Source organism: Streptomyces sp. NPDC088350, assembly GCF_044753545.1.
Taxonomy (GTDB): domain Bacteria; phylum Actinomycetota; class Actinomycetes; order Streptomycetales; family Streptomycetaceae; genus Streptomyces.
On the sequence record NZ_JBIVNL010000019.1, the window covers coordinates 31,199 to 45,082 of the forward strand.

The window sequence follows — 13,884 nt, forward strand, 5'->3', positions numbered from 1 at the left end:
ACTGCGGCCGGGACGCGATGCGATGGACGATTGGCGACAGCGTCAAGGCGACGGACGGAAGCGTCAACCACGTGACCGAGCGCACCGACGCAGGACTGCCAACCGGCCACAACTCCCTGGCCGTACCCCAAGGCTCGACCGAATCCGTACATCGGCGGCGGCATACCGGCCCCCGGAGACGGTCTGCATGTGTCGGCGAGGCAGCACTTCCCCCGGGCCTCGGCAGCGGAGTCCCGAACGCGCCAATTCCCTCATTCAAGAACAGGCATGCCGAAAGTGGGCCGATATCAGTGCATCTCCGGAGAGAACTCAAGGTGACTACGCCGCTGAAGCGCGGGATGCCGTGTTATTGGTACGCAGGGTCAGCGCAATGGGTGTGGTGCGGGTCGAGTCCCAAGCGGGAGCGGCGGGTTGGCGAGGCAGGATCGGGTGGTGAGCCGACGACCAAGGTCCGATGTGGAGCGAATACGTCCGAGGCCAGCGGATTGACATGTTGAGACGACTCCCCCTGCCTCCTGCTCCTGCCGCCTCGTCCGGCCCTTCCGGTACGGCTGAGGCCGCCGCGCCCGCCCAAGCCGGCGGGGTGGGCGCCGAGGAGTTCCGGGCCGCACTCGGGCGACTGGCCGCCGGTGTCGTGCTGGTGACCGCGCGTGAGAAGGACAACGGCGATGACGCGGGTATGACCGCGACGGCCTTCCTGTCGGTGTCCCTGGAACCGCCGCTGGTATTGGTAAGCGTGCGGACCGGGTCGCGGATGGACGACATCCTGGCGGAGCAGTCGCTGTGGGCGGTCTCGTTGCTGGACGAGACGCAGAAGGAGGTGGCGGCCGGCTTCGCGACGAAGGGGCGTCTAAGCGATCGGCTGCTCATCCAGGACCTGCGGTGCAAGCGGGGGGCCGTGACCGGGGCGCCTCTGATCCCGGAGGCGCTGGCGTCGCTGGAGTGCGTGACGGAGCAGCGGACGGAGGCCGGGGATCACACGCTGATCATCGGACGGGTACTGAGCACGCGGCTCGGCGAGGGCGAGCGTGGGCCGCTGGCGTATTACCGGGGGCGGTTCCGGGGGCTGATCTGACGGCGCCTCCCGTCCGGCAGAACGCGCGACCCTTCGCGAAGAGGTGTCACACGTTTCGGCGGCGCAGGGTCGGCAGCGGCGTGTTGGGGGCTTCTGTCTGTTCGGTCAAGGAGCGTTTTCAGCCTTGCTTCTCCAGAGTGAGGACGGCCTTGGTGACAACGCTCATGCGGTTGGGACTGATGCGGGATCTGCGGAAGATCTGCCAGGACTTCAGTCGTGCCATGCCTCGTTCGACAGGTGCCCGGGCCGCGGACAGGGCCCGGTTCTCGGTCCGCTCGGTGAGGGTGAGTTCACCGCCTGGCGCGCGCAGATCCGGAGGATCTTGTGGGCGCGGGCGGCCGTCAGATCGTGGGTCGGCCGGCAACGCCGGCGACAGCCGCAGAATCTCACCGGCCGGGTCCGTGACGACCTGCACGTTCACCCCGTGATTCCGACTACCCATCGCAACATCGAACGGCACGCTAATTTCGAACCGCGATGACGTCAATGAGGCACCTGCGAATGTCAGTCGACCCAGGTAGCCCCTCGAAGCGAGCCAAACCGAGGGCCTGACCCATCTCGCGGGAGTCGCATTCGATGCGTCAGCGGAACAGCCGCTACGCCGAACAGGACATCGCCCCCGCGGCTCGTGGCCGAGCCGGCACAGGACTACGGCCAAGCGTTCAGCCCCTCCACCTTCGAACGATCTCGTCGAAGCTCTTCCTGTCTCTCCTCACCCTGCGGATGGACAGCCATCGGCTGCTCCTCGGAGCACCTCCGATTCGAGGAGAGGTGTCAAAGTGGACGAAATTACACTACAGATTGCATAAAAGGGACCAATGCCGCACGCCTGACGCCTTGACAACCCGACTTATCGATGTTGATCTGATATCCAAAGTGACGTGCGGCAGACGCGGCTACATAACGCCCCGCGTTGACTTCGGTTCCACCGCCCTCACGCACGCTGGATTTACGCATGCCATCAGCCTGGAGCCGGATTCACCTGTTTGGATTCACCCGAGTCGAGCGAATCATTTGCCTCCCAAGCCCGAGTCTGTGAACGTTCACAGGAAGGAAGCTATAGAAATGATGAATCGGCAAACCGGCCTGCAGGTTGACTCGAACCCGTGACGCGGCGCGGCTCGGTTGAAGTGGTACTCGTGGAGAGACTTCGAAGGCGGGTAACATGTGGACCAATTCCAGATCGGAAGATTTTCGATTTTCTGATGCGTGCCTGTCCGACAGGTGGACCAGAGAATCCAAAAGACCGGACTCGCTGGTATCTCGGATCCTCGGCACTTAATGACGACACAGGATCCGTTATCGGCTACACCACGTCCCTTGGGCTGGTCGGTGCCTGCCGAAGTGCGGCTGGACTCCGTTGAGAAAGCACTTACAGAATCCGGCTGCCGCATGATTCCGGCCGGGTCGGAAATTCTGGCTTTGCTCGACGTAGCCGAGGGCCGCGCGGTCGGTTTCCTGAGCAGTGCGGCCGATCAGCACGCGAGGCTTGCCACCGCGCTGCTGATCTCCGAAGCGCACGGCCAGGTCAGCGGTTGGTCGGGAAGGTATCCGGGCCCGGGCGACGATTTGCTCGTAGCTGGATCTCATTTCACGCATTATCAGCGTCTCGCCCGGATCCTGGGCACCACACATCGGTCAGCGGCACGGGCGATCAATCCGCAGGAGGTATCGCGCAATGCGTGAGCGCGCAGTCACGTTCTCTCTGCTCGGCCTTGAGGGCAGGCTTGGAAACCAGCTGTGGCAGATAGCCGCAGTGATAGGCCGCTCGCTGGAACTCGGCCTGCCGATACGGCTGCCGGCCTGGGTATACGGCAATGCCTTCAATCTTCCGCGTTCATGGTTCGCCTTGCCCGACGAGAATGACGTTCAAGTCTACGATCTAGTGGACTATCTCAAGCCGGTGGACAGGTTCGTACTCCAGGACATCCGACTGTGGTGGCCATATGAACAGCAGGTCAGAGAGTATCTGACGCCGGCCAAGCACGTTCTCGACGAAGTGGACGCCCTCTACGGCGATGTTCTCGAGCGCGGTGATGTGACGGGCATCCATGTTCGACGCGGCGACTACCTTCAGTACCCGGACAAATATCCGCTGCCGACGGCGAGCTACTACCGCGAGGCTATTGAACGCTTCTCGGCCGCGAACATCATCGTCTTCACCGACGACCCCCAGTGGGTTGCGGAACACATGCCGTTCCTCGACGGTGCTCGCATGACCCGTCAGCCGGTCGGCTTCCTCGACCTCGCCTGCATGACGCGCTGCAGCCGACTTGTCATCGCCAATTCGTCATTTTCCTGGTGGGGAGCCTTCCTCTCCGGCTCAACCGAGATCGTCTACCCCCGTCATTGGTATACACCCGAGCATCGCGACGTCGTGTCGGAATGGATAACTCCCGCGCATTGGACACCAGGCGACTGACGACACCGGCTTCTCCTCTCCCGCTCTCTGCAGCCATTGGATTGCTACCTAAATGGATAGACGCGAGGATATGACTAAGAAGGCATTAATCACCGGTGTGACCGGCCAAGACGGTTCGTATTTGGCGGACCTGCTGTTGGACAAGGGATACGAGGTTCACGGGGTAATCCGGCGAGCGTCCATATCCAACATCGGGCGTCTGGCGCATCTGAGTGCCGCATTGGACGCCGAGGAGCCCAGACTGCACCTGCACTACGGGGATCTCACGGACGGCTCCCGTTTGATCGCTCTCCTCCAACAGATCCAGCCCGACGAGGTGTACCACCTCGCCGCCCAGAGTGACGTGCGACTCAGCTTCGACCAACCCGAGTTCACAGGTGACGTCACCGGCATGGGGACGACTCGCATCCTCGAGGCGATCAGGCTGATAAAACTTGATTGCCGTTTCTATCAGGCGTCCAGCTCGGAGATGTTCGGCTCCGCACCGCCACCGCAGAAAGAGAGCACTCCCCTCTGGCCTAGGAGCCCGTATGGCGCGGCGAAAACCTACGCGTATTGGGTGGCCCGGAACTACCGGGAGGCGCACAGCATGTTCGTCGCGAACGGCATCCTGTTCAACCATGAGTCGCCGCGGCGAGGCAAGGCGTTCGTCACGCGCAAGATCACACACGCCGTCGCGCAGATAAAGGCCGGGTACGACAGGAAGCTCTACATGGGCAACCTCGACTCCGTACGTGACTGGGGATACGCCAAGGAATACGTCGAGGCGATGTGGCTCATGCTGCAGGCCGATGAACCAAGCGATTACGTCATCGCCACCGGGACCGCCTACACCGTCAAGGATTTCGTCGAGCAGGCTTTCGGGCACGCCGGACTGGACTGGCAGAAGTACGTCAGGTTCAACGACCGGTACCTGCGGCCGACGGAGGTGGATTCGTTGATCGGTGATGCCTCGAAGGCCGCCGTCGAACTCGGCTGGAAACCGAAGACGCTCATGCCGGAGCTCGTTTCGTTGATGGTCGAGGCGGACCTCAAAACAGTGCTCGCACAGCTTTCAGAATGAATGCACGGCCAGGCGATCGGGCATGAGTGTGAGAGGAGCGCCGTGGTCGCGTGGCCGCCCACGGCGCGATGCTCTGCGTCTCCTCGACCATGAACAACTCCCTAGTTTCCGACTCCCTGGCATCGTCCGAGGACATTGCACCGATCTCGAACCTCATGCTCCGCCGTAGCAGTGGAGCAGGAATTTAATGTCTCACTGTCCGATGAGGATCTGTCTTTTGGGACCTTCAAGAGCATCCGCAGCCTGCGGCTCACGGTACTGAAATATCTTGCGTAGCCCCACATGGGCTGGCGTCTCTCGTGAGTGCTCGCAGCATGTACCGATTACAGCTCGGCTCACCATTTGGAAGAAATAAGATGGAGCGACAATGCCCGATGCCCGATTTGGAGCAATATTGGGGCCCGTCGCGGAACTTCCGAAGGATCTGGTGATCACGGCGGTGGACTGAATGGAAGGACTGCAGAACGTCGCCGCAGTTCGCGGCAGTACCATGCTCAACGAGTTGCATGCCAAGCGATTGATTTCATCGGCAGCGAACGAGACCGGGCTAATCGGATACCGGTTCCTTGGTCCGCTCTTCGAGGCCTTCGAGGCGCTGGACCGAGCGCTGGTTCGCTTCTTCGACAAGCTCCCCTGCATTCCCATGAGTGCGGTGCCCCATGAGGTCTCTTCGGCCGAGATTTCAAAGCAGCAAGAGTGGGTGCTCAGTCCTTCCACTTGCTACCATGCCTTCGCCCACCTCTCGGGCGTTAGCGAACGCCGGGACCTGCGTTGTTGCACGGCACGATGCGTGAGTTCATCCTCATCGGCGATGAAGACTTGGTGGTGCACCAGGGCGAGTCGGCGTTCAATGAAACCGTCTGGCATCGAGTACGTGCAGGCAGGCAAAGTCGGGCGACTCCCCGTAGCGGCACGCAATTGCTCCTCGGGGAGTTTTCAGCAGTTGGCCCTCCTCCTCGATCAGCAGCAGGTCGAGGAAGCGGCCATCGTGGACGCCGGTGACAGCTATCTCCTCCAAGTCGGCCTGGACGAACGGTCGTGCCCGGAGCTCGTGTTTGGAGTAGAGTCCGTCGTCCTCTCCGGCCTGATCGCGCTCGGGTACGAGGCTCGAGTCGCCGCGATCAAGCCGGACGGGTGGCGCGAGCAACTGCGAGACTTGTCCGCATCAGTCAGTCCAGCAGTCCCTGCCGGGGCTGATCTGGAACCACCTACTCACGAATGGGGAGAAGCAGCGAGCCCTCCGCGACAACCCCAGGAGCCGCGCAACAGGTCAGTGCCCCAACCCCCAACCGCTTCCCCGCAGGACGAGATGTGGCGAAGCCGACCACAGCAACATATGAACGAGGGGACTCGTCTGACGCCCGCCCAGGACTCGAACCTGCGGCGAGCAAGCGCGCATCGAGATCCGCACCTGTACCGTTCGAGCGCTTCGCGCAGTCACACCATCAGCCTCTGCCCCGTCGCACCACCGGGCAGCCCCGCGCCACTCGCGCCGTCACCGAAGCCACCGTCAGGCCGAGGCCACCGGCAGCACGTCAGGGGACAACGCAGCCGCCCGAGCCGAGGCACTCGTCATCCGCTTGCGGTGGTGGCGCCGGCACAGCACTTCGTACCCCACGTCCTCCGTCGGCCGGTTCACGTCGCCGACCACGACCTGCTCGCCCTCGACCACCATCTCCCCGCCCACCGTCCGTGCGTTGTGCGTCGCCCGGGCACCGCACCAGCACATCGCCTCGACCTGCAGCGTCTCCAGCCGGTCGGCCAGCTCGATCAGCCGCTGGGAGCCGGGAAACAGGCGAGTACGGAAGTCGGTGGTGATACCGAACGCGAACACGTCCAGCTCCAGATCATCGACGATGTGGGCCAGCTGGTCGATCTGCTCCGTCGCAAGGAACTGCGCCTCGTCCACGATCACGTAGTCGACCCTGCCGCCCCGCGACAGCTGCTCCACCACATAGCCGTACAGATCCCGACCCGGGCCCGCCTCCACCGCATCGGTCACCAACCCCAGCCGCGACGACAGCCGCCCCTCCCCCGCGCGATCGTCCCGCGTGAAGATCACACCTTGAAGCCCTCTGGCCGACCGGTTGTGACCGATTTGTAGCGCCAAAGTACTCTTCCCGCAGTCCATCGTTCCCGAGAAAAACACCAATTCGGACATCAGCGGACCGGGGCCTTCCAGGACGGGCGAGAGCAGACGCAACCAACACGGGCAACGCCGGAACCACGTGGGACAACACCGTCCACGGCACCAACAACCGATGGCGAATACCCAAGCAAGTCAGTCGACTTCCCGCAGTCCATCGTTCCGGAGAAGAACAGCAGCTCGGGCATGGGGAGTTGAGCACCTTTCGGCGAAGCGGGGGAAGAGGGGGCAGGGAGGACGGTGGGACTTCAGGAGCGTACTTCGAGCAGGGGGACCAACTGCTCGGCAGGGGTCATCGAACCGTGGTTGCCGACCATCGCCGACTCCTTCGGCTCCCGCTCGGACGCGATGATCAGGACGTCGTCCCGGGCGGCGGCGATCACGTCGCCGAGGCGGTCGTACACCCGCTCGTCGATGTGCGGGCCGAACCAGCCCGCCGCGATCGCCTCGTCCCGCGAGGCCACCCAGAACTGCTCGCCGAGCACCTCGCGCCAGCAGGTCAGTACGTCGTTCTCGGCGCCGCGCACCGCGTAGACGTGCCGGGCGCGGCCCTCGCCGCCGAGCAGGGCGACGCCGGCGCGCAGCTCCCAGTCCGCGTCGAAGTCGATGCGGTGGTCCTCGTCGAAGGGCACGTCGATCATGCCGTGGTCGGCGGTGACGTACAGGGCGCTGCGCGGCGGCAGTTGCTCGGCGAGGCGCTGGACGAGCCGGTCGACGTACATGAGTTGCCCGCGCCAGGTGTCGGAGGCGACGCCGTAGCGATGTCCGGCGCCGTCGAGTTCGGCGTAGTACGTGTAGACCAAGGAGCGGTCCCCGGCGGCCAGTTGCTCGGCCGCGAGGTCCATGCGCTCCTCGCCGGTCAGCCGCCCGTGGAACGTTCCGCCACTGAGCGCGACCTTCGTCAGCGGGGTGTTCTGGAAGGTCGGGGACGACACCTGGGCGGCGTGCACGCCCGCGTCCTGGGCCAGTTGGAAGATCGTGGGGTACGGCTGCCAGGTCTTCGGCTCGGTCCACGGCTGCCAGCGCAGCTGGTTCATCAGCGCGCCGGTGTCCGGGTTGCGCACGGTGTAGCCGGGCAGGCCGTGCGCGCCGGGCGGCAGGCCGGTGCCGACGGAGGCCAGCGAGGTCGCGGTGGTCGCCGGGTAGCCGGCGGTGAGCGGACGTCCCGTGCCACCGCGCGAGCTGCCGAGGAGGGCGTGCAGGTAGGGCGCCTCGTCGGCGTGGTCCTTGATCTGCTCCCAGCCGAGGCCGTCGATCAGGAAGACGCAGTTGCGGTCGGCCGCGGTCAGTTCCGGGATCGCCGCGGTCATGCCCGGTACGCCCATGCCCGCGGCCAGCGTGGGCAGCAGGTCGGCGAGGGATCCGGAGCCGTACGCGGGGACGGGCGCGGAGGCGACAGCGAGGGGCTCGGGGTGTTCCCAGGTGGTGGGGTGGGACATCAGCGGGTGACGTCCGCGGTCGCCTCGGAGAGCGCCTGGGCGAAGGCGAGGGTCTGCCGCACGGTCTCCGGGCCGTCCCCGGCCTCGCTGACGCGCAGGCTCAGGTCGTCCGCCGTCGAGTTGCCCGTGTAGCCGTGGTCGGCCTCGCAGTTGGGGTCGCCGCAGGCGGCCGGCTCCAGGTCGATCCGGGCGACGGCACCCCAGCCGATGGTCAGCACGACCTCGCGGGGCAGCGTGCCCGGCGTGTACGACTCCGGGTTGGCGACCACGCGGCTGAGCACCACGGACGAGATCCGGCCGAGCTTCACGGACTCCGTGGACGTCGTGGCGTACGGGGTCGGGGAGGTGCTGTCGGCGGACTGCTCGTCGGTGTGGCTGACAATGAAGCGGTTGCCGGTGAGAACCAGCACGGTCACGTGCCGGCGCACCTCGTTCTGGTCGAACGTGGTCTCCTGGTGGACCAGGAACGACCGCATGGGCTCGCCGCCGACGGCGGCCTCCACCGCCTCGGCCACGAGGGCCGGGTAGTAGCCGCTGCGCTCGATCGCCGCACGCAGCCCCTGGGTCGTCGTACTGGTCTTGGCCATGATGTCCATCCTACGGTGGCGCACTGACTGCGAGGCACCGCTCAGGACTGTCTCATCTCAGCTGTCTCAGTACACGGGAAGCGTCCTCGGGCCGAGGTCGTCGCGGACGGGCGGCGGGGCCAGCCGGACGGAGGCGCCCAGCACGCTCAGGCCGTGCGCCGCGACGACGACCGGCTCCAGGGTCACGGCGACGACCTCGGGATGGTCGTCGACCAGCCGTGACACCCGCAGCATCAGCTCCTCCAGGGCAGGCGTGTCGACGGGCGTCGAACCGCGCCAGCCGAACAGGAGCGGCGCCGTCCGGATCGACCGGATCAGCGAGGCGGCCTCCCGGTCCGTGACCGGGATCAGCCGGTGCGCCGTGTCCCCGAGCAGCTGCGAGGCGGCTCCGGCGAGCCCGAACGACAGCACGGCTCCGGCCGCCGGGTCGATGACGGCCCGTACGACGGTGTCGACCCCGCGCGGCGCCATCCGCTGCACCACCGGCCGCAGCTCCTGCGGCGTCCCGAACAACTCGCCCAACTCGGCGTACGCCCGCCGCAGTTGCTCCTCGTCGGCGAGATCCAGCCGTACGCCGCCCAGGTCGGCGCGGTGCCGCAGGTGCGGGGCGGTGGCCTTGAGGGCGACCGGGTAGCCGAGGGTGCGGGCGGCTTCGACGGCGTCTTCAGGCGTGGGTGCGGGCAGCGCGCGGTGGACGTCGATGCCGTACTTCCCGAGCAGCTGGCACGTCTCGTCGACGCCGAGCGTGAGCCCCTGCCCGCGCGCGAGCAGGCCGCCGATCAGCTCGGCGGACCCCTTCTCGTCGATGTCCTCGAACTCGGGCACCCTGCCGGGGTCGACTGCCTCGCGCCGCCACTGCGCGTACTTCACTGCTTCGGCGAGGGCGCGGACGGCGCGTTCGGCGGCGGGGTAGGCGGGGATGAGGCCGCCGCCTTCGGGTGCCTGCACCGCGGTGGACGGTCGTTCCGCGGGGCGGGGGGCGTCGCCCCGCTTCGAAACGGCCTGTGGTGCCGTACTCATCGCCGCCGACAACGCCTCGGCAAGCCCCCCGAGTTCCACATGCACCACCAGCACCGGCTTCCCAGGAACGGCCTCGGCCGCCGACTTCAACGCCTCCGCCAGCGCCGCGTCCTCCGCCGGCCCCTCCCCCACGGCCGGTATCGCGGTCACCACGACCGCGTCGCACGCCTCGTCCGCCAACGCCTCCGACAGCGCCCGATGGAAGTCCTCCGCGGAAGCCGCCGTGGTCAGGTCCAGCGGAGCGAGCGGCCGCAGCCCCTCGGAGAGGCACGCGTCGTACGTCAGCAACCCCAGCGACTCGGAGTTCCCCACGATCGCCACCCGCGCTCCGCCGGGCAACGGCTGGCGCGCGAGCAGCAGCCCCGTGTCGACCAGTTCGGTGATCGTCTCGACGCGGATGACCCCGGCCTGCCGCAGCAGCGCGGACACGGTCGCGTGCGGAAGGCGCGTCGCGCGTACGGCGTGTCCCTGGGGGGCGGATCCGGCGCCCTGGACCACGACCAGCGGCTTCGCCGCCGCCGTGCGCCGGGCGAGGCGGGTGAACTTGCGGGGGTTGCCGATGGACTCCAGGTACATGAGGGCGACGTCGGTGTCGGGATCGTCGTACCAGTACTGAAGGACGTCGTTGCCGGACACGTCCGCGCGGTTGCCGGACGACACGAAGGTGGACACGCCGGTGACCCCCGTGACCCCGCCGCCGCGCCGGTGCAACCGGGACAGCAGGGCGATGCCGATGGCGCCGGACTGCGCGAACAGCCCGATGCGTCCGGGGCGCGGCATCTCGGGGGCGAGGGACGCGTTCAGCCGCACGCCGGCGTTGGTGTTGATGACACCGAAGGCGTTCGGCCCGATGATCCGCATGCCGTACGTACGCGCGTGGCGGACGAGTTCACGCTGGCGCTCGCGTCCCTCGGGGCCGCTCTCGGCGTATCCGGCGGTGACCACGACGAGCCCCTGCACCCCGTGCTCGCCGCACTCGGTGACGACCTCGGGGACGTGTTCGACCGGGACGGCGACGACCACGAGGTCGACGGGCCCTTCGATCTCGCGCACCGAGCGGTGGGCCGGCACCCCGTCGAGTTCCTTCTGCTCCTCGGGGAAGGCCCTGTTCACGGCGTACAGGCTGCCGGTGAAACCGGCGTCCCTGATGTTGTCGAGAACGCTGCGGCCGACCCCTCCTGGGGTGCGGCCCACACCGACGACGGCGACCGAGCCGGGCCCCAACAGCCGTCGTACGGACCGTGCTTCGGCGCGCTGCTCCCGCGCGCGCTGCACCGCGACGGAACGGTCCGTCGGTTCGAGGTCGAACTCCAGGCGTACGACGCCGTCCTCGAAGCTGCGCTTCTGGGTGTACCCGGCGTCGGTGAACACCTTGATCATCTTGTTGTTGGCGGGCAGCACCTCGGCGGCGAAACGGCGGATGCCGCGCTCGCGGGCGACGGCCGCGATGTGTTCGAGGAGGGCGGAGGCGACGCCCCTGCCCTGGTGCGCGTCCTGCACCAGGAAGGCGACCTCGGCCTCGTCGGCGGGGGCGGAGGCGGCACGCCCGTCGGCACTAATGCGGTCATAGCGTACGGTGGCGATGAACTCGCCGCCGACCGTGGCCGCGAGTCCCACCCGGTCCACGAAGTCGTGGTGCGTGAAGCGGTGGACGTCCTTGGCGGACAGGCGAGGGTACGGCGCGAAGAAGCGGTAGTACTTCGACTCGTCGGAGACCTGCTCGTAGAAGCTGACCAGGCGATCGGCGTCGTCGACGGTGATGGGCCTGATGCGCGCGGTACCCCCGTCGCGCAGCACCACGTCGGCTTCCCAGTGGGCGGGGTACTCGTGCCGGTCCGACGAGGTCTGCATGGGCCCCAGCGTACGGCTCGCGTCCGACAACGGCGCGAGGCAGTCTGTGGGGGAAAGCAGCGAGGGGAAGTCGGGCCGAGGCCGCGGTCCGACGCCCCGCTCCGGACGGTTCGCAGGGCCGTTCCGGGCTCGCTTCACGTGTGGGAAACTGGTCTAGACAACCCTGAGACTCTGAAGGGCAGCATCACATGGCTGAGCGCCGCGTCAACGTCGGCTGGGCGGAGGGCCTTCACGCCCGCCCCGCCTCCATCTTCGTCCGGGCCACCACGGCCGCGGGTATCCCCGTGACGATCGCCAAGGCCGACGGCAACCCCGTCAACGCGGCCTCCATGCTCGCGGTCCTGGGCCTGGGCGCCCAGGGCGGCGAGGAGATCGTCCTCGCCTCCGAGGCCGAGGGCGCGGACACGGCCCTCGACCGACTGGCGAAGCTGGTGGCGGAGGGCCTCGAGGAGCTCCCCGAGACCGTCTGAACGGCTCCCCATTGATGGGGGCGGTGCTTTTCGCCCAAAAAACGATGTACCGCAAGCTCGAAGGGCTCGTCCGAATTACCGGGCGAGCCCTTCGCAATTCCCCTTGCGGGCAGCAGAAATAATCCCCCGCGAATTATCTCCTCTTTGTATACGGTGCCCGTGTTAATGCCGCAGGCCGGACATGTTTACGGGAGGTTGCGAAGTCCTCACACGATCCGGGCCGTGCGCGCCGTTCGCCCCGCCGGGAAAGCGCAGCCGGTGCGCGGTGCCCGCCCGCTCGGTGTGCAGGGCCGTGATCGCCCGCGCGCGCTCGCTGTCGCCGCGCGCCACCGCGTCCACGATGGCCCCGTGCTCGGCCCAGGACTCGACGGGGTTGGCCGGCGCGTCCACCGCGTACATCCAGGCGATCTTGTGCCGCAGCTGGGTCAGCATCGAGGTCAGCGCGGGGCTCCCGGAGGCCTGTGCCAGCGTCTCGTGGAACCAGCTGCCCAGGGAGCGCAGATCCTCGCTGTTGCCCCTCCTGGCGCGCTCCTGGCCCAGCCTGACGAGGCCGCGCAGCACCTTCAGGTGGGCCTCGGTGCGCCGCTGGGCGGCCCGCGAGGCGCCGAGCGGCTCCAGCAGCATCCGCATCTCCAGCAGGTCGGCGGCCTCCTGCTCGGTCGGTTCCGCGACGCACGCGCCCGCGTGCCGCCGGGTCACCACGAACCCCTCGGCCTCCAGCGTGCGCAGGGCCTCCCGGACAGGGACGCGCGAGACACCGTACCGGCGCGCGAGGAGTTCCTCCGTGAGCCGGCTCCCGCGCTCGTAGACACCGGCGACGATGTCGTCCCGGATCGCCGTGCATACCGAGTGCGCCGGAATACGCATGTCCGACCTCCGCCTTAATCCCCGTGAAACGTCGACGATTGACGTGTGTTCCGTGACTCTATTGCAATGAGCGGGAATTTCCGATGGCGGACCGGAATCCATGCATATTTTTTGGACAGATGGGCTCCGGAAACGCCGAAAGCCCCGGCCGGGCGGGCCAGGGCTTCGGGAAGGGCGGCGTTGTGTCGTCAGACGTTCACGCCGTGCGTGCGGAGGTAGGCGACCGGGTCGACGTCGGAGCCGTACTCGGCGGTCGTCCGGGCCTCGAAGTGGAGGTGCGGTCCGGTGACGTTGCCGGTCGCCCCGGAGAGGCCGATCTGCCGGCCCGGGGTGACCGTCTGGCCGACGCTGACGCCGATGGACGACAGGTGGCCGTACATGGTGTACATGCCGTCGGCCATCTTGATCACGACCTGGTTGCCGTACGAGCCTCCCCAGCCGGCCGCGACGACGGTGCCGGAGCCCACCGCGTGGACGGAGGTGCCGGTCGAGGCGTGGAAGTCGATGCCCGTATGGGCGCCGGAGGACCACAGGGAGCCGCCGGTCTTGTAGCCGGTGGAGACGTACGAACCGTAGACCGGCGCGACGAAGGTGTTGAGCTTCTTGCGCTCGGCCTCGCGGGCGGCGCGTGCCGTGGCCTCGCGCTCCGCCTTGGCCTGCGCGGCGGCCCTGGCCCGGGCGGCCTCCTTGGCCAGCGCTTCGGCGGCGGCCTGCTTCTGGGCGGCGGCCTGGGCGTCGATCTTGTCGGCGACGGACTCGCCGATGGCGACGACGGGGGTGAGACCGGTCTGCTCGACGGAGGTCTCGGCGGCGAACGCCGGGGCGGTGGCGAGGGTACCGACGACGCCGGTGGTGGCGAGCGCCGCGACGCTCGCGGCGCGAACGGTGGTGCGGTGGGTCCGGCTCGGGCGACGGTGCTTCCCGGTGGCGCGGGTGAACGCCAT

12 protein-coding genes and 1 pseudogene are annotated in these 13,884 nt (G+C 67.3%); 5 read left to right on the plus strand and 8 right to left on the minus strand.

What is annotated here, in order from left to right:
- The first annotated feature begins 490 nt into the window (after window positions 1-490).
- Window positions 491-1,075: a flavin reductase family protein gene (locus ACIQBL_RS44295; RefSeq protein WP_401953677.1), complete on the plus strand. Its 585-nt coding sequence runs from the start codon at window positions 491-493 to the stop codon at window positions 1,073-1,075.
- A gap of 118 nt (window positions 1,076-1,193) precedes the next feature.
- Here ACIQBL_RS44295 and ACIQBL_RS44300 read toward each other — a convergent pair.
- A pseudogene (locus tag ACIQBL_RS44300) lies at window positions 1,194-1,508 on the minus strand (transposase family protein); the annotation flags it as partial.
- Window positions 1,509-2,395: 887 nt separating this feature from the next.
- Between ACIQBL_RS44300 and ACIQBL_RS44305 the strand changes: the two are divergent.
- The 3 genes from ACIQBL_RS44305 (at window position 2,396) to gmd (ending at window position 4,560) form a co-directional block, all read left to right on the plus strand.
- Window positions 2,396-2,761 carry a hypothetical protein gene (locus ACIQBL_RS44305; protein ID WP_401953680.1) on the plus strand — a complete coding sequence of 122 codons (366 nt, stop codon included), beginning with the start codon at window positions 2,396-2,398 and terminating at the stop codon, window positions 2,759-2,761.
- Complete coding sequence (locus tag ACIQBL_RS44310; protein ID WP_401953683.1) at window positions 2,754-3,497, plus strand: alpha-1,2-fucosyltransferase; 744 nt, start codon at window positions 2,754-2,756, stop codon at window positions 3,495-3,497. Before ACIQBL_RS44305 ends, ACIQBL_RS44310 begins: the two co-directional genes overlap by 8 nt.
- 70 nt (window positions 3,498-3,567) lie before the next feature.
- Entirely contained in the window at window positions 3,568-4,560 is a 993-nt protein-coding gene (gene gmd / locus ACIQBL_RS44315; protein WP_401953686.1) for a GDP-mannose 4,6-dehydratase, read from the plus strand.
- A gap of 847 nt (window positions 4,561-5,407) precedes the next feature.
- Here the strand turns inward: gmd and ACIQBL_RS44320 are convergent.
- The 5 genes from ACIQBL_RS44320 to ACIQBL_RS44340 all read right to left on the minus strand — a co-directional run bounded on the left by ACIQBL_RS44320 (window position 5,408) and on the right by ACIQBL_RS44340 (window position 11,603).
- Complete coding sequence (locus tag ACIQBL_RS44320; protein ID WP_401953689.1) at window positions 5,408-5,707, minus strand: hypothetical protein; 300 nt, start codon at window positions 5,705-5,707, stop codon at window positions 5,408-5,410.
- 363 nt (window positions 5,708-6,070) lie between these two features.
- Window positions 6,071-6,721: a thymidine kinase gene (locus tag ACIQBL_RS44325; RefSeq protein ID WP_401953692.1), complete on the minus strand. Its 651-nt coding sequence runs from the start codon at window positions 6,719-6,721 to the stop codon at window positions 6,071-6,073.
- A 233-nt stretch (window positions 6,722-6,954) separates the two neighbouring features.
- Window positions 6,955-8,145, minus strand: a complete 1,191-nt coding sequence (locus ACIQBL_RS44330; protein WP_401953695.1) for an alkaline phosphatase family protein — start codon at window positions 8,143-8,145, stop codon at window positions 6,955-6,957.
- Complete coding sequence (locus ACIQBL_RS44335) at window positions 8,145-8,741, minus strand: DUF5998 family protein (RefSeq protein WP_401953949.1); 597 nt, start codon at window positions 8,739-8,741, stop codon at window positions 8,145-8,147. Before ACIQBL_RS44335 ends, ACIQBL_RS44330 begins: the two co-directional genes overlap by 1 nt.
- Window positions 8,742-8,798: 57 nt before the next feature.
- On the minus strand, window positions 8,799-11,603 hold the full coding sequence (locus ACIQBL_RS44340) for a GNAT family N-acetyltransferase (RefSeq protein WP_401953698.1): 2,805 nt from the start codon (window positions 11,601-11,603) through the stop codon (window positions 8,799-8,801).
- Between the two features lie 188 nt (window positions 11,604-11,791).
- Between ACIQBL_RS44340 and ACIQBL_RS44345 the strand changes: the two genes are divergently transcribed.
- Complete coding sequence (locus ACIQBL_RS44345) at window positions 11,792-12,073, plus strand: HPr family phosphocarrier protein (protein ID WP_401953701.1); 282 nt, start codon at window positions 11,792-11,794, stop codon at window positions 12,071-12,073.
- 162 nt (window positions 12,074-12,235) lie between these two features.
- Here ACIQBL_RS44345 and ACIQBL_RS44350 read toward each other — a convergent pair whose 3' ends face one another.
- Window positions 12,236-12,940: a GntR family transcriptional regulator gene (locus ACIQBL_RS44350; protein ID WP_401953704.1), complete on the minus strand. Its 705-nt coding sequence runs from the start codon at window positions 12,938-12,940 to the stop codon at window positions 12,236-12,238.
- A gap of 188 nt (window positions 12,941-13,128) precedes the next feature.
- A complete protein-coding gene (locus ACIQBL_RS44355) occupies window positions 13,129-13,884 on the minus strand; it encodes a M23 family metallopeptidase (protein ID WP_401953707.1) in 756 nt (251 codons plus the stop codon).